The following is a 20,324-nucleotide window of genomic DNA, read 5'->3' on the forward strand; positions in this document are numbered from 1 at the left end:
CGGCGGGGTCGTCCAGGTGCCGCAGGAAGGCCGGGACCGTGTCGAAGCGGACCTGGCCGGCGGGCCCGGCGTCAGGAGGAGACGGGCGTCTCCTTCGCGCGGGCGGCCTGAGGCGGGAAGGGGGAGGCCGCGGCCGGCGGGACGGTCGCCCGCCACAGCCGGCGGGCCGCCGTGACCGTGGCCGCGACCAGCAGGCCGTTGCGCACCGCCAGCAGCGTCACGCCGTACCAGTCGCTCGTCACCACGTGCGAGAAACCGAGCGGGAACTCCAGGACCGTCACGAAGGACGCGAGGAGGACCAGCAGCGCGGGCGCCCCCATCCGGCTCGCCCGGTGTGTCAGGCACACGGCGGCCAGGCCGACCAGCCACACCAGGTACTGCGGGCTGATCACCCGGCTGGTCACCGTGAACAGCAGCACCGCCGTCAGCGCCGCGTCGGCGAGGGTGTGCGGCTCGAAGCGGGCCGCGCGCACCCGCCACAGCAGCAGCCAGCCGAACGCGGCCCCGGTCAGCGCCAGCGCGGCCGTGCTGACCCGGTCCACGTACGGGCCCAGGAACTCGATCGACCCGTAGTTCAGCAGCACCTCGCCCCGCCAGCCGAAGTGCCGGGCCACGTGGAAGACCAGCGCGCCCAGCGACTCCACCTCGGTGCCCCGGTCCCGCTGGAAGGTCAGGAACGCGAACGCCCCCGGCATGGACACCGCGAACAGCAGCGCCAGGCCCGCCGCGGTCACCACCGCCGACGCCCACGCCCGCCGGCGCACGGCACCGACCAGCAGCAGCGCCGGCCACACCTTCAGCAGCGCCCCCGCCGCCGCCAGCGCCCCCATCACCCGCGGGCGCCGGGATCCGGCGAGCAGCGCCGCCACGGCCACCGCGGTCACCATCACGTCGTAGCGGGCGTAGACCGTGGGGCCCAGCAGCGGCACGCCCGCCACCCACACCCAGGCCCCGCGCGGCGACCGTCCGGTCCGCCGCCCCGCGCACACCAGCAGCGCCAGCACGACGGCGTCGGCGAGGCAGGCCAGCACGAAGAAGGCGTGCGGGTACGACAGGAAGGGCAGCACGGCGGGGGAGAGGACCGGCAGCGCCGCGGCCGGCGGGTACTGCCAGGTCACGTCGTCCAGCGGAAACGTTCCTTGCCGCAGGACCTCGTACCAGCCCCGGTAGATCACCGACACGTCCGAGGTGACGTCGGGGCCCGGGAAGGCGTACACCCGGAAGACGAAGAGCAGCAGCACCGCACGAGTGACGCCCCAGGTCCCGAGCAGCCAGGCCGGGGACCGCCCGGCACCCTTCGTCTCCACGTGATCCCCTGCCGTCCGATTCCCGCGCCGATCGCCCTGGCGTCGACCGCCGTGCCGTCGATCGCCGTGCCGTTCGAATCCGCTTCGAGCGACCATGATGTCCTGCGCGCCTGTGCGCGGGCCACAGACTCGGCCGGGCCCGGCCGCGGACGGCCCATTCGGTAGGGTCGGCGGCGATGCACAAGACCCTGATCGTCACCAACGACTTCCCGCCCCGGCCGGGCGGTATCCAGGCCTTCCTGCACAACATGGCCCTCCGCCTGGACCCCGGCCGGCTGGTCGTCTACGCCTCCACCTGGAAGCGCGGCCGGGAGGGGACCGAGGCCACCGCCGCCTTCGACGCCGAGCAGCCCTTCACCGTCGTACGGGACCGTGCGACCATGCTGCTGCCCACCCCGCAGGCCACCCGGCGGGCGGCCGGGCTGCTGCGTGAGCACGGGTGCACCTCCGTGTGGTTCGGTGCGGCGGCCCCGCTCGGCCTGATGGCACCCGCGCTGCGCAGGGCCGGCGCCGAGCGGCTGGTGGCCACCACCCACGGCCACGAGGCCGGCTGGGCCCAGCTGCCCGCCGCCCGGCAGCTGCTGCGCCGGATCGGCGAGTCCACGGACACGATCACCTACCTCGGCGAGTACACCCGCTCCCGGATAGCGACCGCGCTCACCCCCCAGGCGGCCGCGCGGATGGTGCAGCTGCCCCCGGGGGTCGACGAGAAGACCTTCCACCCCGGCTCCGGCGGCGACGAGGTCCGCGCGCGGCTCGGCCTGACCGACCGCCCGGTGGTCGTCTGCGTCTCCCGGCTGGTGCCGCGCAAGGGCCAGGACACGCTGATCCGGGCCATGCCCCGCATCCTCGCCGCCGAACCGGACACCGTCCTGCTGATCGTCGGCGGCGGCCCGTACGAGAAGGACCTGCGCCGGATGGCGGACGAGACCGGTGTCGCCGGCTCGGTCCGCTTCACCGGCGCCGTGCCCTGGTCCGAGCTGCCCGCCCACTACGGCGCCGGCGACGTCTTCGCCATGCCCTGCCGCACCCGCCGCGGCGGCCTGGACGTGGAGGGCCTCGGCATCGTCTACCTGGAGGCCTCCGCGACGGGCCTGCCGGTCGTCGCGGGCGACTCCGGCGGCGCCCCGGACGCGGTCCTGGAGGGCGAGACGGGCTGGGTGGTCCGGGGCGGCTCGGCCGAGCAGACGGCCGAGCGGGTCGTGGCCCTGCTCCAGGACCCCGAGCTGCGCCGCAGGATGGGTGAACGGGGCCGGCGGTGGGTCGAGGAGAAGTGGCGCTGGGACCTGCTGGCGGAGAGGCTGAAGGCGTTGCTCTGAACCGTGCCGGCACCCTAGGCGGAACCCGAAAGTCCGCCCATGCTGCGCACATGACACCACAACTGACGAGACGTCAGATCCTGGGTGTGGCCGCGCTGCAGACCGCCGCCACCCTCGGTTTCACCCGCATCGGCCTCCAGTCCGCCCGCGCGGCGGAACCCGCCCCCGCGGACAGCGCCCCGGCGATCGTCGTCGGCTCCGGCTACGGCGGCGCGGTCGCCGCCCTCCGCCTCGGCCAGGCCGGCATCCGCACCCTCGTGCTGGAGATGGGAGGCCTCTGGGACACCGCCGGCGCCGACGGCAGGGTCTTCTGCTCCACCACCGCCCCCGACCGGCGCTCCATGTGGTTCCGCAGCCGCACCGAGGCCCCGCTCGCCACCTTCCTCTGGCTGGACGTGGTCAACCGGGCCATCAGCCCCTACCCGGGCGTCCTGGACCGGGTGCACCACGACCACATGTCCGTCTACGTCGGCCGCGGCGTCGGCGGCGGCTCCCTGGTCAACGGCGGCATGGCCGTCACCCCGCCCCGCTCCTACTTCACCGAGCAGTTCCCGGGCGTCGACGCCGACGACATGTACGGCACGTACTTCCCGCGCGCCCGCGCCATGCTCGGCGTCAACTCGATCGACCCGGCCTGGTTCGAGTCGACCGAGTGGTACCGGTTCACCCGGACCTCCCGGAAGGCCGCCGCCAGCGCCGGCCTGCGCACCACCTTCGTGCCGAACGTCTACGACTTCGGCTACATGCAGCGCGAGGCCGCCGGCACCGCCACCAGGTCCGCGCTCGCGGGCGAGGTCATCTACGGCAACAACCACGGCAAGCGCAGCCTCGACAAGACCTACCTGGCCGCCGCCCTCGGCACCGGCAACGTCACCATCCACACCCTGGAGAAGGTCACCTCGGTCGGCCGGGCGGGCGACGGGTCGTACGTCCTGACCGCCGACCGGATCGACGCCACCGGCGCGGTCGTGGAGCGGAAGCAGTACGGCTGCACCTACCTGTTCCTGGCCGGCGGCAGCCTCGGCACCACCGAACTCCTCGTCCGCGCCCGGGACACCGGCACCCTGCCCGACCTCGCCCCGGCCGTCGGCGCGGGCTGGGGCACCAACGGCAACACCATGCTCGGCCGCGCCAACCACGTGTGGGACACCGTCGGCGCCGACCAGGCCACCATGCCCGTCATGGGCATCGACGACTGGGCCAACCCCGACAACCCGGTCTTCGCGGAGATCGCCCCGCTGCCCATGGGCTTCGAGCACTGGATCAGCCTGTACCTGGCGATCACCAGGAACCCCGAGCGGGCGTCGTTCACGTACGACAGCTCGTCCGGCGCGGTGAGACTCGGCTGGACCGCCGACCAGAGCGCCGTGTCGGTCGCCATGGCCAGGAAGCTCTTCGACCGCGTCAACGCGGCCAACGCCACCGTCTACCGGTACGACCTCTTCGGCTCGTCCGGCAAGGTCTTCGCCGACGACTTCACCTACCACCCGCTCGGCGGCTGTGTGCTGGGCAGGGCGACCGACGGCTACGGCCGGGTGAAGGGGTACACGAAGCTCTACGTCACCGACGGCTCGCTCGTGCCCGGCTCGATCGGCGTGAACCCCTTCGTCACCATCACCGCGCTCGCCGAACGCACGATGGCGCGGGTCCTCGCCGAGGACACCGCGCCATGAGGCACCGCCGGGATCACTTGGCGTAGATCGCCTCGATCTCGTCCGCGTAGTCCTTCGCCACCACGTTCCGCTTCAGCTTCAGCGACGGGGTGAGGTGGCCCGACTCCTCCGTGAACTGGGAGGACAGAATGCGGAACTTCCGCACCGATTCCGCCTTCGACACCGCGGCGTTGCCGTCGTCCACGGCCGTCTGGATCGCGGCGTTCAGATCCGGGTCGTCCTTCAGCGACGCCGCGGTGGAGCCCGTCGGCTTGCCGTGCTCGGCGGCCCAACGGCCCAGGAACTCCTCGTCGATGGTGACCAGCGCGCCCACGAACGGCCGCCCGTCGCCCACCACCATGCACTCCGCGACCAGCGCGTGCGCCCGGATCCGGTCCTCGATCACCGCCGGGGCCACGTTCTTGCCGCCCGCCGTGACGATGATCTCCTTCTTCCGGCCGGTGATCCTGAGGTAGCCGTCCTCGTCCAGGGTGCCGATGTCACCGGTGTGGAACCAGCCGTCGGCCAGCGCCTCCGCGGTCGCGCCCGGGTTGTTCCAGTACTCCTTGAACAGGTGCTCGCCGTGCAGCAGCACCTCGCCGTCGTCGGCGATGCGGACCACCGAGCCGGGCAGCGGCTGGCCGACCGTGCCGATCTTCTGCCGGTCCCAGGGGTTGAACGCGGTCGCCGCACAGGACTCGGTCAGGCCGTAGCCCTCCAGCACCGAGAAGCCGATGCCCCGGAAGAAGTGCCCGAGCCGCTCGCCCAGCGGGGCACCGCCGGAGATGGCGTACTCGCCCCGGCCGCCGAGGACCGCGCGCAGCTTGCTGTAGACCAGCTTGTCGAACACCTTGTGCTTGAGCTTCAGGCCGAAGGACGGGCCCGACGGGCTGTCCAGCGCCTTGCTGTAGGCGATCGCGGTGTCCGCCGCCTTGTCGAAGACCGCGCCCTTGCCGTCGGCCTGCGCCTTGGCCCGCGCCGAGTTGTAGACCTTCTCGAAGACCCGCGGCACACCGAGGATCAGCGTCGGCCGGAACGCGGCCAGCTCGTCGGTGAGGTTCTTGATGTCCGGGACGCAGCCCAGCTTGATCGGCGCCATCATCGGCGCCACCTGCACCAGCCGCCCGAAGACATGGGCGAGCGGAAGGAAGAGCAGGACCGAGCACTCACCGGTGCGGAACAGCGGACGCAGCCGCTCCACGACGTTCCCGCACTCGGCGAAGAAGCTGCGGTGGGTGAGCACACAGCCCTTGGGGCGCCCGGTGGTGCCGCTCGTGTAGACGATGGTCGCCGGGTCGTCGGCCCGCGCCAGCGAGCTGCGTTCCTCCACCGTCGCGTCGCTGACGTCCAGTCCGAGGCGCCCCAGCTCCTCCACGCCGCCGGCCTCGATCTGCCAGACGTGCTTGAGCGCGGGCAGCCGGTCGCGGACCGACTCGACGGCGGCCGTGTGGCCCGCCAGCTCGGTGACGCAGGCCGTCGCGCCCGAGTCGCTGAGGATCCACTGCACCTGCTCCGGCGAGCTGGTCTCGTACACCGGCACGGTGATCGCGCCCGCGCTCCAGATCGCGAAGTCGAGCAGCGTCCACTCGTACCGCGTGCGGGACATCAGGCCCACCCGGTCGCCCGGCTGCACGCCGGAGGCGATGAGGCCCTTGGCGGCGGCGTGCACCTCGGCCAGGAACTCCCGCGCCGACACGTCCTGCCAGGCACCGGCCACCTTGCGGGCGATGACGGCGACGTCGGGATGCTGCGCGGCGTTTCTGCGGACGATGTCGGTCAGATTGCCGTCCGCAGGGACCTCGTACAAAGCCGGAAGGCTGAACTCGCGCAAGACTGCTGCTCCTCTTAGGGCGCCGGCGCCACGACGTTGTGCGATGCGACGGTGCGGTCCAAGGCTCGGGCGAGTGCTCCGGATCAGCATGACGAACCACATGAGGATGCACATGAGGATTCACATGTTGAAAACCAGAGCACGACTGGACTGCCCGGACGTTACCCGCCGGTATGGCGTCTACGACAGGGGGTCCCGGCGAGATGTTCGCTGCGTCACACACGTGGGCGTTCCTTCGCGCACAGTAGTCCACGGCCTGACCGACCGGCGAGTAACCGCAGGTTGGACCGGCACTGTTCACAGGTGCACCGCTCCGCCTACGCTTGATCGTCATGGCTTCCACACGCACCGGCGACCGACGGACCCGCGTCCACGTGGTCAGCGACGTGCACGGCAACGCCCGTGACCTGGCCCGGGCCGGCGACGGCGCGGACGCCCTGATCTGCCTCGGCGACCTCGTCCTCTTCCTCGACTACGCCGACCACTCGCGCGGCATCTTCCCGGACCTGTTCGGCAAGGAGAACGCCGACCGCATCGTGGAACTGCGCACCGCCCGCCGCTTCGAGGAGGCCCGCGCGTTCGGCGCCCGGCTGTGGGCCGGCATCGGCGCCGACCGGGCCACCGCCATCGAGGCGGCCGTGCGCAAGCAGTACGCCGAGCTGTTCGCCGCGTTCCCCACACCGACGTACGCCACCTACGGCAATGTCGACATGCCGCGGCTGTGGCCGGAGTACGTCCGGCCCGGCACCACCGTCCTCGACGGACAGCGGGTGGAGATCGGCGGCCGTGTCTTCGGCTTCGTCGGCGGCGGGCTGCGCACCCCGATGCGCACGCCGTTCGAGATCAGCGACGAGGAGTACGCGGCGAAGATCGAGGCCGTCGGCGAGGTCGACGTGCTGTGCACCCACATCCCGCCGGAGGTGCCCGAGCTGGTCTACGACACCGTGGCCCGCCGCTTCGAGCGGGGCAGCCGGGCCCTGCTGGACGCCATCCGCCGCACCCGGCCGCGGTACGCGCTGTTCGGGCACGTCCACCAGCCGCTGGCGCGCCGGATGCGGATCGGCGCCACCGAGTGTGTGAACGTGGGGCACTTCGCCGGGACCGGCACGCCCTGGGCACTGGAATGGTGAGGCCCGGCGGGCGCGGTGAAGGCGGCGGGCCGGTGGCGCGGTAGCCTTCACGCTGCACACACGTGCGCAGACCGGCGCACGCGGATCTCTCCCACCGGCCCGCATCTGGAGGAGCCACGGCGATGGCGGAACACACCAGTTCGAGCATCACGATCGAGGCGGCTCCGGCCGACGTCATGGCGGTGATCGCCGACTTCGCCCGCTACCCGGACTGGACCGGCGAGGTGAAGGAGGCGGAGGTCCTCGCCACCGACGAGCAGGGCCGCGCCGAGCAGGTGCGCCTCGTCATGGACGCCGGTGCCATCAAGGACGACCAGACCCTCGCCTACACCTGGACGGGTGCCGACCAGGTCTCCTGGACCCTGGTCAAGTCCCAGATGCTCCGCTCCCTCGACGGCTCCTACGCGCTGAGGCCGGCGGGCGCGGGCGCCACCGAGGTCACCTACCGGCTCACCGTCGACGTCAAGATCCCCATGCTCGGCATGATCAAGCGCAAGGCGGAGAAGGTCATCATCGACCGGGCGCTGGCGGGCCTGAAGAAGCGGGTGGAGACGGGACCGGAGCAGGAGCCGGAGTCGGCACCGGAGCACGAGGCGGGGCAGGAGCCGGCACCGGAGCAGGGGCCGGGTCCGAAGCTGGTGTAGGAGCCGGGGCAGGAGCAGTCGCTCCGGCTGATTCCCGTGCACGGCGGTAGCGTTCACCCTCATGCGCACCATCCTGATCACGGGCCCGGGCGGCAGCGGGCGTACGACCGTCGCCGCCGCCACCGCACTGCGCGCCGCGGCCGAGGGCACCCGCACCCTCCTGCTCGGCGCCGACCGCACCGACACCCTCGGCGCGGCCCTGGGCACCGCGACAGGACCGGCCCCCACCGAGGTCACCGGGCACCTCACCGCCTGGCGGCCCGATGCCGCCGCACGCTTCCGGCAGGACCTCACCGCCTTCCAGACCCGCGCCGCGAACGTCCTCGACCTCCTCGGCGCCGCCCGCCTGGACGCCGAGGAGGTCACCCCGCTGCCCGGCGCCGAGGAACTGTCCTTCCTGCGCGCCCTGCGGGACGCGGCCCTCTGTGAGCGCTACGACCTCCTCGTCGTCGACCTCCCTCCCCTGCCGCAGGCCCTCGCCCTGCTCGGCCTCCCCGAGGAGCTGCGCCGCTACCTGCGCCGCCTGCTGCCGCCCGAGCGGCAGGCCGCCCGCGCCCTGCGCCCGGTCCTCGGCCGGCTGGCCGGCGTCCCCATGCCCGCCGACTGGCTGTACGAGACGGCGGCCCGCTGGGACGTCGAGCTGGCCGCCGTCGACGCCGTCCTCACCGACCGGGACACCGCCGTACGCCTGGTCGCCGAACCCGGCCCGGCCGGTGCCGACGCCGTCCGCACCGCCACCCTCGGCCTCGCCCTGCGCGGCCTGCCCACCGAGGCCCTGATCGCCAACCGCACCCTGCCCGAGACCGTCCCGGACGGCCGGCCCGCCCACCCGTCGCCCGACGACCACCCCGCACCGGCCTTCGCCCCCCTCCTGTCGCTCCTCGCCCAGCAGCGCAAGACGCTCGCCGACTGGCAGGAGCCCTACGACGTCCACCCCGTCCCGCACCTCGGCCGCGACCCGCACGGCCCCGACGACCTCACCGCCCTCGCCGTACCCGCCGTCAACCCGGCGACCGCCCCGGTCGAGTGGCCCGTCACCGACCGGATCGCCGAGGACGGCGTGCTCGTCTGGCACCTCCCGCTGCCCGGCGCGATACGGGACGAACTCGACCTCGTCCGGCGCGGCGACGAACTCCTGATCACCGCGGGCCCCTTCCGCCGGATCGTTCCGCTGCCCTCCGCCCTGCGCCGCTGCACCGTCGCCGGAGCCGGACTCCAGGACGGCGAGCTGCGCATCCGCTTCGCCCCGGACCCCGACCTGTGGCCCGCCCGGGGACGGTGAACGCGGCACCCCCGTTCGGGTAACGTCGTAAGGGCGAACCGTAGTCAGGAGCCGCCATGAGCGAAGAGCGCCCCGCACCCGACCCCCGCGAGGAGGAGCCGGCGAGGGCGACCGACGCCGACGCCTGGTCCACGGCCTGCGCCGAGGACCTCGACGCCGAGCGGGCCCGCCGCCGCGCCGAGCACGGCCCGCCCCCCGGTTCCGCGGCCGAGGAACTGAGGAAACTCGTGGACACGGTGGCCGACAAGCTGTCCGGCCTCCCGTCACCGCTCCTCGGCGGCCTCGCCGGGCCCGCCGCCCAGCAGATGGTGCGGCAGGTCGTCCAGCAGGCGAAGGCCGCCGTCGAGCCGGTCATAGACCGCAACCCGGACGTGTTCGACCACCTGGCCGCGGCCGGCAGCGAGCTGCTCGCCGCCTACCGCTCCGCCGTCCAGGCCCAGGAACACCGCTGGACCTCCCGCACCGCCGACCCGGCGGCCGGCCCCGCGGACGACCGGCCGGACCGGCGCGACGGGGGCGAGGGCACCGGCCCGGGGGAACGCATCGACCTGGACTGAAGCCCTCGCACGGCAGGGCCTCGGGTACGGTTGGCCGTAGCGGGGCTCGACCGAAACTGAGGGATTCATGGGACTCACCATCGGCGTCGACATCGGCGGCACGAAGATCGCGGCCGGCGTGGTCGACGAGGAAGGCAACATCCTCTCGACCTTCAAGGTGCCGACCCCCACCACGCCCGAGGCCATCGTGGACGCCATCGCCTCGGCGGTGGAGGGTGCGCGCGCCGGGCACGAGATCGTCGGGGTGGGCATCGGCGCGGCCGGTTACGTCAACCGGCAGCGGTCCACGGTGTACTTCGCGCCGAACATCGACTGGCGCAACGAGCCGCTCAAGGAGAAGGTCCAGGCCCGTACCGGCCTCCCGGTCGTGGTCGAGAACGACGCCAACGCCGCCGCCTGGGGCGAGTACAAGTTCGGCGCGGGCAAGGGCCACCGCAACGTCATCTGCATCACGCTCGGCACCGGTCTCGGCGGCGGCATCATCATCGGCAACAAGCTGCGCCGCGGCCACTTCGGCGTGGCCGCCGAGTTCGGCCACATCCGGATGGTCCCGGACGGCCTGCTCTGCGGCTGCGGCTCGCAGGGCTGCTGGGAGCAGTACGCCTCCGGCCGCGCCCTGGTCCGCTACGCCAAGCAGCGCGCCAACGCCACCCCCGAGCGCGCCGAGACCCTGCTCTCGCTCGGCGACGGCACCCCCGACGGCATCGAGGGCAAGCACATCTCCATGGCCGCCCGCCAGGGCGACCCGGTCGCCGTGGACTCCTACCGGGAGCTGGCCCGCTGGGCCGGTGCCGGCCTGGCCGATCTGGCCTCCCTCTTCGACCCGTCCGCGTTCATCGTCGGCGGCGGCCTCTCCGACGAGGGCGACCTGGTCCTCGACCCGATCCGCACGTCGTACAAGCGCTGGCTGGTCGGCGCCAACTGGCGCCCGATGGCCGACGTGATCGCGGCGCAGCTGGGCAACAAGGCGGGCCTGGTGGGCGCGGCGGACCTGGCCCGGGAGCCCGACCCCGTCATGTGACGGCGAGTGTGCCCGCACAGGGGCGCGGGGCCGCACCACGCCTCGCGCCCCGCTCCGTCGGGCGTACATTGATCCACATGGAGCTGCTGCCCAACTCCCGTACGGAGCCCGACGGTTCCGCCGTCGTCCGCGTCCTCAGCTACAACATCCGCTCGATGCGGGACGACACCGCCGCCCTGGCCAGAGTGATCACCGCCTGCGCCCCGGACCTGGTCCTCCTCCAGGAGGCCCCCCGCTTCTTCCGCTGGCGCAAGAAGCTCGCCCGGCTCGCGGCGGCCTCCGGCCAGGTCATCCTCACCGGGGGCGCCACGGCAGCGGGGCCGGCGATCCTGTGCGGTCTGCGCGCCACCGTCGAGCGCACCGAGGACGTCCTGCTGCCCCTCACCCCGGGCCTCCACCGGCGCGGCTTCGCCACGGCGGTGGTCCGCTTCGGCGGCGCCCGCCTCGGCGTGCTCAGCTGCCACCTCTCCCTCCGGCAGGACGAGCGCCACGACCAGGGCGGGATGCTCCTCGACCGGCTCGCCGGACTCGGCGTGGAGCACGCGGTCGCGGGCGGCGACCTCAACGAACGCCCCGACGGCCGCACCTTCCGCCGGCTCGCCGAGGACCTCCAGGACTGCCGTACCACCGCACCCTGGGGCGGCGAGTTCACCTCCACCCCCGCCGACCCCCGCCAGCGCATCGACGCGATCTTCGCCACCCAGGGCATCGAGGTCCTCGGCTGCGGCGTCCCGCTGGACCAGCCGGGGGTGCGCCCGGCAGACCTGAGGGCGGCCACGGACCACCTCCCGGTCCTCGCCGCCCTCAGGATCCCGGCCTGAGCCGACCGCGCCGGCCGGTCAGACCACCGCTCCGCGTCCGGGGTCGCCGTCGTCCTCCTCGTCGTCCGTCCGCATCCGCGCCACCAGCGTCACGAAGCCGCCGAGGAAGCCGCCGATGCCCAGGGTCGTCAGCCACCAGGTCATGTCCCAGCCGAGCAGGACCGCCAGCAGGAGCAGGACGGGACCGCCGGCCACGCCGAGCCAGGCGAATCTGGCGGTCGTGTCCGCGGCCGGCAGCGGCGGCGGCTCCGGCGGGACGAAGTGGCCCTCGTCGTCCTCGTCGAAGTCGTCGTCGGACGGCTCGGCCACGCTGTAGTCGCGGGGGCCGACGCCGGGCGCGAAGGAGACCGAGCCGCCCAGCGGCCGGGCGGCGGAGTTCCCCGTGTCGCCGCCGGGGGCGCTCTCCGTGTCTTTCACCGCGTCCTTCACGGCGTCCTTCGCCGCGTCCCCCACCGGATCCTGCGCCGGATTCGCCGCAGGGTTCGCCGCGGGGTTCACCACCGGGTTCTTCGCCGTGTTCTTCTCCAGCAGCGCGAGGTCCTCCACCGGCTTGAACGGCCGGGCGCCCGGCGGGTCCGGCGGCTCCTCGCCGTACCCGGCGACGATGGCCCGCCAGGCGGCGTCCTCGTCGAACGGCACCTCCTGCCTGTCCGGCTCGCGGGCCTCGTGGCCGTCCTGGCCCTCGCGGTCCTCACGGCCCTCGCGGTCCTCACGGTCGGAGTCGTGCTCAGCCAACTGCGGCCGTCCCTTCCTTGCCGACGATGGGTGCGAGCCGGCCGATGAAGGCGAGGCTCTCCTCGAAGACCCGGTCCGCATCCTTGTCCAACGTCGCCACGTGGTAGCTGTGTTCCAGCACGATCTCCGTGACGTCCGTGGACGACACCCGGCTCAGCACCCGTGCCGAGTCGGCCGCCGGCACGACGTGGTCCTGGGCGCTGCGCAGCAGCAGCAACGGCTGGGTGACCTGGGGCAGCTCGCCGTCCAGCCGGCGCAGGAACATCCGCAGCGAGTGCGCCGCGTGCAGCGGCACCCGGTCGTACCCCAGCTCCGCCACGCCCGGCTCGGCGATGTCGCTGGCGATGCCCTTCGCCGTCCGCACGAGGTGCCGGGCCACCGGAAGGGCGTACGCCGACAGGCCGTGCACCCGGTTCGCCGGGTTGACGACCACCACGCCCGCGACCCGCCCGCTGTGCCGGGCGGCGAGCCGGAGCGCCAGCGCCCCGCCCATCGACAGGCCCGCGACGAAGACCCGGGAGCAGCGCTCGGTGAGGACGCGCAGTTCGCGGTCCACCTCCGCGTACCAGTCCTGCCAGGTGGTGAGCTGCATGTCCTCCCAGCGGGTGCCGTGGCCGGGCAGCAGCGGCAGGGACACGGTCAGACCGCGGGCCGCGTGGTGCTCCGCCCAGGGGCGCAGCGACTGGGGTGAGCCGGTGAAGCCGTGGCAGAGGAGAACCCCCACCTCCCCGCCCTCGTGGCGGTACGGCTCGGCTCCGGGGAGAACTGGCATGTGCTTCACCGTACGCGACCGCACCGACACCGACCAGGGTCGTCGGGCCCATTGTCGGCGCTCCGGGTTAAGGTCTCTCCGACGGAACCAGGAGGCACACGGGTGTTGTACGGCACGATGAAGGTCGCCATCGGAGGGCCGCTGAAGGTTGCCTTCAGGCCCTGGGTGGAGGGCCTGGAGAACATCCCGGCCACGGGCCCGGCCATCCTGGCCAGCAATCACCTGTCCTTCTCGGACTCGTTCTTCCTGCCGGCCGTGCTGGACCGCAAGGTCACCTTCATCGCCAAGGCCGAGTACTTCACCACCCCGGGCGTGAAGGGCCGCCTCACCGCGGCCTTCTTCAAGGGCGTCGGCCAGCTCCCGGTGGACCGCTCCGGGGCGCGCGGCGCCGGTGAGGCGGCGATCCGCAGCGGCATCGAGGTGCTGGAGCGCGGTGAGTTGTTCGGGATCTACCCGGAGGGCACCCGCTCGCCGGACGGGCGGCTCTACCGGGGCAAGCCCGGCGGCCTCGCGCGCGTGGCGCTCGCCACCGGCGCGCCGGTCATCCCGGTCGCCATGATCGACACGGAGAAGATCCAGCCGCCCGGCAAGGTCGTGCCCAAGCTGATGCGGCCCGGCATCCGCATCGGCAAGCCCATGGACTTCAGCCGCTACCAGGGCATGGAGCACGACCGCTTCGTGCTGCGCGCCCTGACCGACGAGGTCATGTACGAGATCATGAAGCTGTCCGGCCAGGAGTACGTCGACATGTACGCCACCGCCGCCAAGCGCCAGATAGCCGAGGCGGCCAAGGCGGCGAAGGCGGCCAAGGAAGCGGAGAAGGCCGGGAAGGCCGGGACGAAGCAGGACGAGTCGTAGACCGGGGGACACGGGGAGCCGGGGGGGACCGGGGGAGATGCCCGAGCGCGAGCGTGAGGCGGCCGTAGGGCGCGCCGGTGGCGGACGAACCGCCGAGCGGGGCGTCATGAGGATGTCGGTCGAGCTGCCGCTGTGGCGCGCGCTCGCCGGATACCGCGTCCTGACCATGCTGTACGCCATCGGCCTGTGCGCCACCGCGTACGACCACTTCGTGCGGCCCTGGGTCGCCGTCGGCTACTACGCCGTCCTGGCCGTGTGGACCCTCGCCACCCTGCCCAAGGTGACGAGCGCGGCCGGCTGCACCCGGCGGTTCCTGGCCGCCGACCTGACCGTCGCCCTCGTCGGCATCCTCCTCACCCCCGTCGCCGACAGCCACGAGCGGATCGCGGGCGGCGGTCCCACGCTGCCGTCGATATGGACGGCCGGCGCGGTGCTGGCCTTCGCCATCAAGGGCGGCTGGCGCTGGGCGGCCGTCGCCTCCACGGCCGTCGCCGCCGTCAACCTGGTCGAGCGCGGCCACCCCGCCCGGGACACCGTGCACAACGTCATCCTCGTCTGGGTCGCCTCCATCGCCATCGGCTACGTCGTGGAGGTGGCCCGCGCCTCCGAGCGCACCCTCGCCCGCGCACTGGAGATCGAGGCCGCGACCCGGGAGCGGGAGCGGCTGGCCCGGGACATCCACGACGGCGTGCTGCAGGTGCTGGCCATGGTCAAGCGCCGGGGCGCGGCCCTCGGCGGCGAGGCGGCCGAGCTGGGCCGGCTGGCCGGGGAGCAGGAGGTGGCCCTGCGCACGCTGGTGTCGGGCGGCCTGGTGCCCGTGTCCCGGCTCCCGCAAGGCCCCTCCGCCGGAGCCGTCGTACGCGCCGCCGAGGAGCCGGACGAGGACGCACCGGCCGGACCGGTCGACCTGCGCTCCCTGCTCGCCGGCTACGCACGTGCCCACGTCAGCCTCGCCGAGCCCGGCGCCCCGGTGCTGCTGCCGCCCGCCGCGGCCCGCGAGGTGGCCGCCGCGGTCGGCGCCGCCCTGGACAACGTGCGCCGGCACGTCGGGGAGGACGCGCGGGCCTGGATCCTGGTCGAGGACGAACCGGACGAGATCGTCGTCACCGTCCGGGACGACGGCCCCGGCATCCCCGAGGGACGGCTCGCGCAGGCCGAGGGGGAGGGGCGGCTCGGGGTGGCCCTGTCGATCCGGGGCCGGCTGCGCGACCTCGGCGGCAGCGCCGAGATCGTCTCCGTCCCCGGGCAGGGCACGGAAGTCGAACTGAAGGTACCGAAGGGCGCCGCGCGGGCGCGGGGGAAGAAGGCGGAGCAGCGATGACGCAGCAGCAGGACCCGATCAAGGTCATGGTGGTGGACGACCACCCCATGTGGCGGGACGCGGTCGCCCGCGACCTGGCCGAGTCCGGCTTCGAGGTGGTCGCCACCGCCGGCGACGGCGAGCAGGCGGTCCGCCGCGCCAAGGCCGCCGCCCCCGACGTCCTCGTGCTGGACCTCAACCTGCCCGCCAAGCCCGGCGTCCAGGTGTGCAAGGAACTCGTGGGCCACAACCCGGCGTTGCGGGTCCTCGTCCTGTCGGCGAGCGGCGAGCACGCGGACGTGCTGGAGGCCGTGAAGTCCGGTGCGACCGGCTATCTGCTGAAGTCGGCCTCCACCGAGGAACTGCTGGACGCGGTGCGCCGCACCGCCGTCGGCGACCCGGTGTTCACGCCGGGCCTCGCCGGGCTGGTCCTCGGCGAGTACCGCCGGCTGGCCGCCGAGCCCGTGTCCGCCCCGGACGCCGAGGAGCCCGGCGCGCCCCGGCTGACGGACCGGGAGACGGAGGTGCTGCGGCTGGTGGCGAAGGGCCTGAGCTACAAGCAGATCGCCGAACGCCTCGTCATCTCCCACCGCACGGTGCAGAACCACGTGCAGAACACCCTCGGCAAGCTCCAGTTGCACAACAGGGTGGAGCTGGTCCGGTACGCGATAGAACGCGGACTCGACGACGAGTAGGCCGGTTTCCGGCGCCACGCACCGAAATCACCCTTCCGCCCTATCCCGGTGTGACCTGAATCACCATTAGCGTGACCGGTCGTCAGGCAAGCGCGGTGAAGGGACATTTCCATGCGGGTCGGAGTACTGACCGGAGGCGGCGACTGCCCCGGGCTCAACGCCGTCATCCGGGGCGTCGTCCGCAAGGGCGTGCAGGAGTACGGCTATGACTTCGTCGGCTTCAAGGACGGCTGGCGCGGCCCCCTCGAAGGCGACGCCATCCGCCTCGACATCCCCGCGGTACGCGGCATCCTGCCCCGCGGCGGCACCATCCTCGGCTCCTCGCGCACCAACCCCCTGAAGGTGCAGGACGGCATCCGGCGCATCAAGGACAACCTGGCCAAGCAGGAGATCCAGGCCCTGATCGCGATCGGCGGCGAGGACACCCTCGGCGTCGCGGCCCGCCTGTCCGGCGAGTACGGCGTGCCCTGCGTCGGCGTGCCGAAGACCATCGACAACGACCTGTCCGCCACCGACTACACCTTCGGCTTCGACACCGCCGTCAACATCGCCACCGAGGCCATCGACCGGCTGCACACCACCGCCGAGTCCCACATGCGGGTCCTGGTGGTGGAGGTGATGGGCCGGCACGCCGGCTGGATCGCCCTGCACTCGGGCCTGGCCGGCGGCGCCAACGTCATCCTCATCCCCGAGCAGCGCTTCGACGTCGACCAGGTCTGCGACTGGGTGACCTCCCGCTTCCGGGCGTCGTACGCCCCGATCGTGGTCGTCGCCGAGGGCGCCATGCCGAAGGACGGCGACATGGTGCTGAAGGACCAGTCGCTGGACTCCTTCGGGCACGTCCGGCTCTCCGGGGTCGGCGAGTGGCTCGCCAAGGAGATCGAGAAGCGCACCGGCAAGGAGGCCCGCACCACGGTCCTCGGACACGTGCAGCGCGGCGGCACCCCCAGCGCCTTCGACCGCTGGCTCGCCACCCGCTTCGGCCTCCACGCCATCGACTGCGTCCGCGAGGGCGACTTCGGGAAGATGGTCGCCCTGCGCGGCACCGACATCGTCCGCGTCCCCCTCGCCGACGCCACCGCCAGACTGAAGACGGTCGACCCGAAGCTCTACGAGGAGGTGGGCGTGTTCTTCGGCTGACGGCAGCCCCGCAGGGCTACACGGTCGTGCGGCGCACCTGGCCGACCAGGTCCCGCACGACCGCCGCCCCGTTCAGGGTGAGGACCGACTCCGGATGGAACTGCACCCCCGCGAACCCCGGACCCCGCAGGGCGTGCACCTCGCCGTTCTCCGCCCGGCTCACCTCCACCCCGTGCGCCGCCAGCTCACGGGCCGCCTCCTCGTCGCAGCGCGCGACGAAGCTGTTGTAGAAGCCGACCGTCTCCGGCCGCCCGAACAGGTCGATCTCCGTCTGCGCCCCCTGGTACGGCACCTGCTTCCGCACGATCTCCAGCCCCAGCTCCGCCGCGACCAGCTCGTGCCCCAGGCAGACGCCGAGCACCCCGTGCCGGTGGCCCCGGATCAGCTCGGCGGCCAGGCCCCGCAGGAACCGCATCTTGGGGTCGCCCAGGTCGCGGGGGTCACCGGGGCCGGGTCCGAGCACCACCGTGCCCTCGTGCGCGAGCACCGCCTCCCGCAGCCCCGGCTCGTCGTACCGCCGGACGTCCACGTCCAGCCCGCTCGACCGCAGCACGTGCGCCAGCATCGCGGTGAAGGTGTCCTCGCCGTCCACGATCAGCGCGCGCCCGTCCAGTTCCCCCGTCCGCTCCTGCATCCGCAGCCAGAACGGCGCCAGCGACGAGCGGCGCCCGTCCAGGGCCGCCCGCACCCGCGGATCGTCGGCCAGCCGGGGCCGCACCGACTCCGCGGCCGGCCGTCCCGGACGCACCCCGAGAGCCGCCAGCACCCCCGCCGCCTTCGCGTGCGTCTCCGCGACCTCGCCCGCCGGGTCCGAGCCGCGCACCAGCGTCGCCCCGACGGGCACGCGCAGCCGCCCGTCGGCGGAGATGTCGGCGGTACGGATCAGGATGGGGGAGTCCAGGGTCTGCGCGCCCCCCAAGTCCCGCCCCAGCAGCGCGAGCGCACCGGCGTAGTACCCGCGCCCGACGCCGTCCGGCCCGAGGGGCTCGTACCGCTCGATCACCCGGCACGCGTTCTGCACCGGCGACCCGGTCACCGTGGCCGCGAACATCGTCTCGCGCAGCACCTCCCGCACATCCAGGGAGGACCTCCCGCGCAGCTCGTACTCGGTGTGCGCGAGGTGCGCCATCTCCTTCAGCCGCGGCCCGACGACGACCCCGCCCATGTCGCCGACGGTGCACATCATCTTCAGCTCCTCGTCGACGACCATCGACAGTTCCTCGATCTCCTTGCCGTCGGCGAGGAAGCCGAGCAGATGCTCGGGGGTCGGTCCCTCGGCGGGATAGCGGTACGTCCCGCTGATCGGGTTCATGACGACCGTGCCGCCGGACATCCGGACGTGCACCTCCGGACTCGCCCCCACCAGCGTCCGGTCGCCGGTGTGCACCACGAACGTCCAGTACGCGCCCCGCTCGCCCGCCAGCAGCCGCCGGAACAGCGCCAGCGCGTCCGCGCGGCCGAAGCCGGGGAGCGCGCCCTCGTACGTCCGCCGGATCACGAAGTTCGCGCCCTCCCCCCGGCCGATCTCCTCGCGCAGCACCCGCCCGACGATCTCGCCGTACTCCTCGTCCCCGACGTCGAAGCCCCCGCCCTCCACCCGTACCTCGTGCGCGGGGAGCTGTGCCAGCGCCTCGGCGAGCGGGATCTCGTACGACTCCTCGGGGGTCAGCACCAGCAGCGGGGTGCCGTCGTCGCGGACGTCGAAGCCGCGCTCGCGGATCTGCCGGAACGGGACGAGCGCGAGCCCCTCGTCGGGCAGGTCGGCGAGCCGGTCCCGGCTGGTCACCGGGCCGAGCAGCACCTCCACCAGGTTCTCGTCGCGGCCCGGGGTGCGGCGGCGGAGCAGGGCGAAGGGGCGGGGGTCGTGCAGCAGCTGGGCCAGATCCATGGTTCCTCTTCCGTCGGTGTGGTCGGCCGATGCGGCCGACTGCGGTGAGGAACGACCCCGGACACGCCGAAGGCCGCCCCTCGGGCGGCCTTCGCGAAGTCTGTCGTACGCGCGATCAGCGGGCCGCCGGAGAAGCGGTCCACCACCAGTTCTGGATCGACAGCGCGCACATGCGAGGAACCCTACCGCACCCACCGGATCGTCCGCGGGGTGATCGCGCCGTCTCACTCTTCGAGCCGGGGGAAAAATCCCCGGACTCGACCCCGTAATGTTTACGAGGTGACCGTGAACGCTAAGACCAGCCCGAGTGCTGGCAACACCTGGCGAGACCTGCCCGCGGCGCAGCAGCCCGAGTACCCCGACCCCGAGGCTCTGCGCGCAGTGATCGCGGACCTCGAGTCGTATCCGCCGCTCGTCTTCGCGGGCGAGTGCGACCAGCTGCGCGCCCGGATGGCGGCCGTCGCCAAGGGAGAGGCGTTCCTCCTCCAGGGCGGCGACTGCGCCGAGGCCTTCGACGCGGTGTCCGCCGACCACATCCGCAACAAGCTCAAGACGCTGCTCCAGATGGGCGCCGTGCTGACCTACGCGGCCTCCGTGCCGGTGGTGAAGGTCGGCCGGATCGCGGGCCAGTACTCCAAGCCCCGCTCCAAGCCGACCGAGACCCGCGACGGCGTGACGCTCCCGGTGTACCGGGGCGACTCCGTCAACGGCTTCGACTTCACCGAGGCCAGCCGCATCCCGGACCCCGAGCGGCTCAAGCGCATGTACCACGCCTCGGCGTCCACGCTGAACCTGGTGCGCGCCTTCACCACCGGCGGTTACGCCGACCTGCGCCAGGTGCACGCCTGGAACCAGGACTTCGTGCGCACCTCGCCCTCCGGCCAGCGCTACGAGCAGCTGGCGCGGGAGATCGACAACGCGCTGAACTTCATGCGGGCCTGCGGCACCGACCCGGAGGAGTTCAAGACCGTCGAGTTCTACTCCTCGCACGAGGCGCTGCTGCTGGACTACGAGTCCGCCCTGACCCGGGTCGACTCGCGCACCGGCAAGCTGTACGACGTCTCCGCGCACATGGTGTGGATCGGTGAGCGCACCCGGCAGATGGACCACGCGCACATCGAGTTCGCCTCGAAGATCCGCAATCCGATCGGCATCAAGCTCGGCCCGACCACGACGGCCGAGGAGGCGCTGCGGTACATCGACCGCCTCGACCCCGAGCGGGAGCCGGGCCGGCTGACCTTCATCGTCCGCATGGGCGCCGGCAAGATCCGCGACAGGCTCCCGGAGCTGGTGGAGAAGGTCACGGCGTCGGGCGCGACGGTGGCCTGGGTGACCGACCCGATGCACGGCAACACCTTCGAGGCGGCCTCCG

The 20,324-nt window shown here is 73.0% G+C and carries 19 protein-coding genes; 13 read left to right on the forward strand and 6 right to left on the reverse strand.

What is annotated here, in order from left to right:
• Window positions 1-71: 71 nt before the first annotated feature.
• Complete coding sequence (locus IEZ20_RS38855) at window positions 72-1,307, reverse strand: glycosyltransferase 87 family protein (protein ID WP_189307766.1); 1,236 nt, start codon at window positions 1,305-1,307, stop codon at window positions 72-74.
• 176 nt (window positions 1,308-1,483) lie between these two features.
• Between IEZ20_RS38855 and IEZ20_RS38860 the strand changes: the two genes are divergently transcribed.
• Together IEZ20_RS38860 and IEZ20_RS38865 are read left to right on the forward strand one after the other, a co-directional pair.
• Window positions 1,484-2,626 carry a glycosyltransferase family 4 protein gene (locus IEZ20_RS38860; RefSeq protein ID WP_189307768.1) on the forward strand — a complete coding sequence of 381 codons (1,143 nt, stop codon included), beginning with the start codon at window positions 1,484-1,486 and terminating at the stop codon, window positions 2,624-2,626.
• Between the two features lie 50 nt (window positions 2,627-2,676).
• Window positions 2,677-4,299, forward strand: coding sequence for a GMC oxidoreductase (locus tag IEZ20_RS38865; protein WP_189307770.1), 1,623 nt, complete (start codon window positions 2,677-2,679; stop codon window positions 4,297-4,299).
• Between the two features lie 13 nt (window positions 4,300-4,312).
• Here the strand turns inward: IEZ20_RS38865 and IEZ20_RS38870 are convergent, their stop codons facing one another.
• Window positions 4,313-6,109, reverse strand: a complete 1,797-nt coding sequence (locus tag IEZ20_RS38870) for an AMP-dependent synthetase/ligase (RefSeq protein WP_189307772.1) — start codon at window positions 6,107-6,109, stop codon at window positions 4,313-4,315.
• 374 nt (window positions 6,110-6,483) lie between these two features.
• Between IEZ20_RS38870 and IEZ20_RS38875 the strand changes: the two genes are divergently transcribed.
• From IEZ20_RS38875 to IEZ20_RS38900, 6 genes are all read left to right on the forward strand, one after another.
• Entirely contained in the window at window positions 6,484-7,239 is a 756-nt protein-coding gene (locus tag IEZ20_RS38875; protein WP_189307799.1) for a metallophosphoesterase family protein, read from the forward strand.
• A gap of 122 nt (window positions 7,240-7,361) precedes the next feature.
• Entirely contained in the window at window positions 7,362-7,883 is a 522-nt protein-coding gene (locus IEZ20_RS38880) for an SRPBCC family protein (RefSeq protein WP_229896497.1), read from the forward strand.
• Between the two features lie 61 nt (window positions 7,884-7,944).
• On the forward strand, window positions 7,945-9,165 hold the full coding sequence (locus IEZ20_RS38885; RefSeq protein WP_189307774.1) for an ArsA family ATPase: 1,221 nt from the start codon (window positions 7,945-7,947) through the stop codon (window positions 9,163-9,165).
• Between the two features lie 56 nt (window positions 9,166-9,221).
• Complete coding sequence (locus IEZ20_RS38890) at window positions 9,222-9,722, forward strand: DUF5304 domain-containing protein (RefSeq protein WP_189307777.1); 501 nt, start codon at window positions 9,222-9,224, stop codon at window positions 9,720-9,722.
• Between the two features lie 67 nt (window positions 9,723-9,789).
• Window positions 9,790-10,743, forward strand: coding sequence for an ROK family glucokinase (locus IEZ20_RS38895; RefSeq protein ID WP_189307779.1), 954 nt, complete (start codon window positions 9,790-9,792; stop codon window positions 10,741-10,743).
• 77 nt (window positions 10,744-10,820) lie between these two features.
• Window positions 10,821-11,564 (forward strand): endonuclease/exonuclease/phosphatase family protein, encoded by a 744-nt coding sequence (locus IEZ20_RS38900; protein WP_189307781.1) that lies wholly within the window; start codon window positions 10,821-10,823, stop codon window positions 11,562-11,564.
• A gap of 18 nt (window positions 11,565-11,582) precedes the next feature.
• On the opposite strand, the gene IEZ20_RS38905 is transcribed toward IEZ20_RS38900, so the two are convergent.
• Window positions 11,583-12,299, reverse strand: a complete 717-nt coding sequence (locus IEZ20_RS38905; protein ID WP_189307784.1) for a hypothetical protein — start codon at window positions 12,297-12,299, stop codon at window positions 11,583-11,585.
• Window positions 12,292-13,071 carry an alpha/beta hydrolase gene (locus IEZ20_RS38910; protein WP_189307786.1) on the reverse strand — a complete coding sequence of 260 codons (780 nt, stop codon included), beginning with the start codon at window positions 13,069-13,071 and terminating at the stop codon, window positions 12,292-12,294. Before IEZ20_RS38910 ends, IEZ20_RS38905 begins: the two co-directional genes overlap by 8 nt.
• Window positions 13,072-13,176: 105 nt before the next feature.
• On the opposite strand from IEZ20_RS38910, the gene IEZ20_RS38915 reads away from it, so the two are divergent.
• The 4 genes from IEZ20_RS38915 (at window position 13,177) to IEZ20_RS38930 (ending at window position 17,064) form a co-directional block, all read left to right on the forward strand.
• Window positions 13,177-13,929 (forward strand): lysophospholipid acyltransferase family protein, encoded by a 753-nt coding sequence (locus IEZ20_RS38915; protein ID WP_189307801.1) that lies wholly within the window; start codon window positions 13,177-13,179, stop codon window positions 13,927-13,929.
• 106 nt (window positions 13,930-14,035) lie between these two features.
• Entirely contained in the window at window positions 14,036-15,250 is a 1,215-nt protein-coding gene (gene macS, locus IEZ20_RS38920) for a MacS family sensor histidine kinase (RefSeq protein ID WP_373304051.1), read from the forward strand.
• Window positions 15,247-15,924, forward strand: coding sequence for a response regulator (locus tag IEZ20_RS38925; RefSeq protein ID WP_189307788.1), 678 nt, complete (start codon window positions 15,247-15,249; stop codon window positions 15,922-15,924). The genes macS and IEZ20_RS38925 overlap by 4 nt, the downstream gene beginning before the upstream one ends.
• A gap of 111 nt (window positions 15,925-16,035) precedes the next feature.
• Window positions 16,036-17,064 carry a 6-phosphofructokinase gene (locus tag IEZ20_RS38930; protein ID WP_189307790.1) on the forward strand — a complete coding sequence of 343 codons (1,029 nt, stop codon included), beginning with the start codon at window positions 16,036-16,038 and terminating at the stop codon, window positions 17,062-17,064.
• A 16-nt stretch (window positions 17,065-17,080) separates the two neighbouring features.
• Here the strand turns inward: IEZ20_RS38930 and IEZ20_RS38935 are convergent, their stop codons facing one another.
• Both IEZ20_RS38935 and IEZ20_RS40860 read right to left on the reverse strand, forming a co-directional pair.
• A complete protein-coding gene (locus IEZ20_RS38935) occupies window positions 17,081-18,952 on the reverse strand; it encodes an anthranilate synthase family protein (RefSeq protein ID WP_189307792.1) in 1,872 nt (623 codons plus the stop codon).
• 115 nt (window positions 18,953-19,067) lie between these two features.
• The gene (locus IEZ20_RS40860) at window positions 19,068-19,124 is read right to left on the reverse strand and encodes a trp operon leader peptide (protein ID WP_189307805.1); all 57 of its coding nucleotides are present in this window, start codon (window positions 19,122-19,124) and stop codon (window positions 19,068-19,070) included.
• Between the two features lie 107 nt (window positions 19,125-19,231).
• Between IEZ20_RS40860 and IEZ20_RS38945 the strand changes: the two genes are divergently transcribed.
• Window positions 19,232-20,324, forward strand: a 1,093-nt coding sequence (locus tag IEZ20_RS38945; RefSeq protein ID WP_189307794.1) for a class II 3-deoxy-7-phosphoheptulonate synthase, incomplete at its 3' end; no start/stop codon positions are given.

The organism is Streptomyces cinerochromogenes (genome assembly GCF_014648635.1).
Taxonomy (GTDB): Bacteria; Actinomycetota; Actinomycetes; order Streptomycetales; family Streptomycetaceae; genus Streptomyces; species Streptomyces cinerochromogenes.

Bases quoted from the DNA above. Each gene is read 5' to 3' on its own strand.
- IEZ20_RS38860 (WP_189307768.1), top strand. From the start codon at position 1,484: ATGCACAAGACCCTGATCGTCACCAACGACTTCCCGCCCCGGCCGGGC.
- IEZ20_RS38865 (WP_189307770.1), top strand. From the start codon at position 2,677: ATGACACCACAACTGACGAGACGTCAGATCCTGGGTGTGGCCGCGCTG.
- IEZ20_RS38880 (WP_229896497.1), top strand. From the start codon at position 7,362: ATGGCGGAACACACCAGTTCGAGCATCACGATCGAGGCGGCTCCGGCC.
- IEZ20_RS38885 (WP_189307774.1), top strand. From the start codon at position 7,945: ATGCGCACCATCCTGATCACGGGCCCGGGCGGCAGCGGGCGTACGACC.
- IEZ20_RS38890 (WP_189307777.1), top strand. From the start codon at position 9,222: ATGAGCGAAGAGCGCCCCGCACCCGACCCCCGCGAGGAGGAGCCGGCG.
- IEZ20_RS38895 (WP_189307779.1), top strand. From the start codon at position 9,790: ATGGGACTCACCATCGGCGTCGACATCGGCGGCACGAAGATCGCGGCC.
- IEZ20_RS38900 (WP_189307781.1), top strand. From the start codon at position 10,821: ATGGAGCTGCTGCCCAACTCCCGTACGGAGCCCGACGGTTCCGCCGTC.
- IEZ20_RS38910 (WP_189307786.1), bottom strand. From the start codon at position 13,071: ATGCCAGTTCTCCCCGGAGCCGAGCCGTACCGCCACGAGGGCGGGGAG.
- macS (WP_373304051.1), top strand. From the start codon at position 14,036: ATGAGGATGTCGGTCGAGCTGCCGCTGTGGCGCGCGCTCGCCGGATAC.
- IEZ20_RS38925 (WP_189307788.1), top strand. From the start codon at position 15,247: ATGACGCAGCAGCAGGACCCGATCAAGGTCATGGTGGTGGACGACCAC.
- IEZ20_RS38930 (WP_189307790.1), top strand. From the start codon at position 16,036: ATGCGGGTCGGAGTACTGACCGGAGGCGGCGACTGCCCCGGGCTCAAC.
- IEZ20_RS38935 (WP_189307792.1), bottom strand. From the start codon at position 18,952: ATGGATCTGGCCCAGCTGCTGCACGACCCCCGCCCCTTCGCCCTGCTC.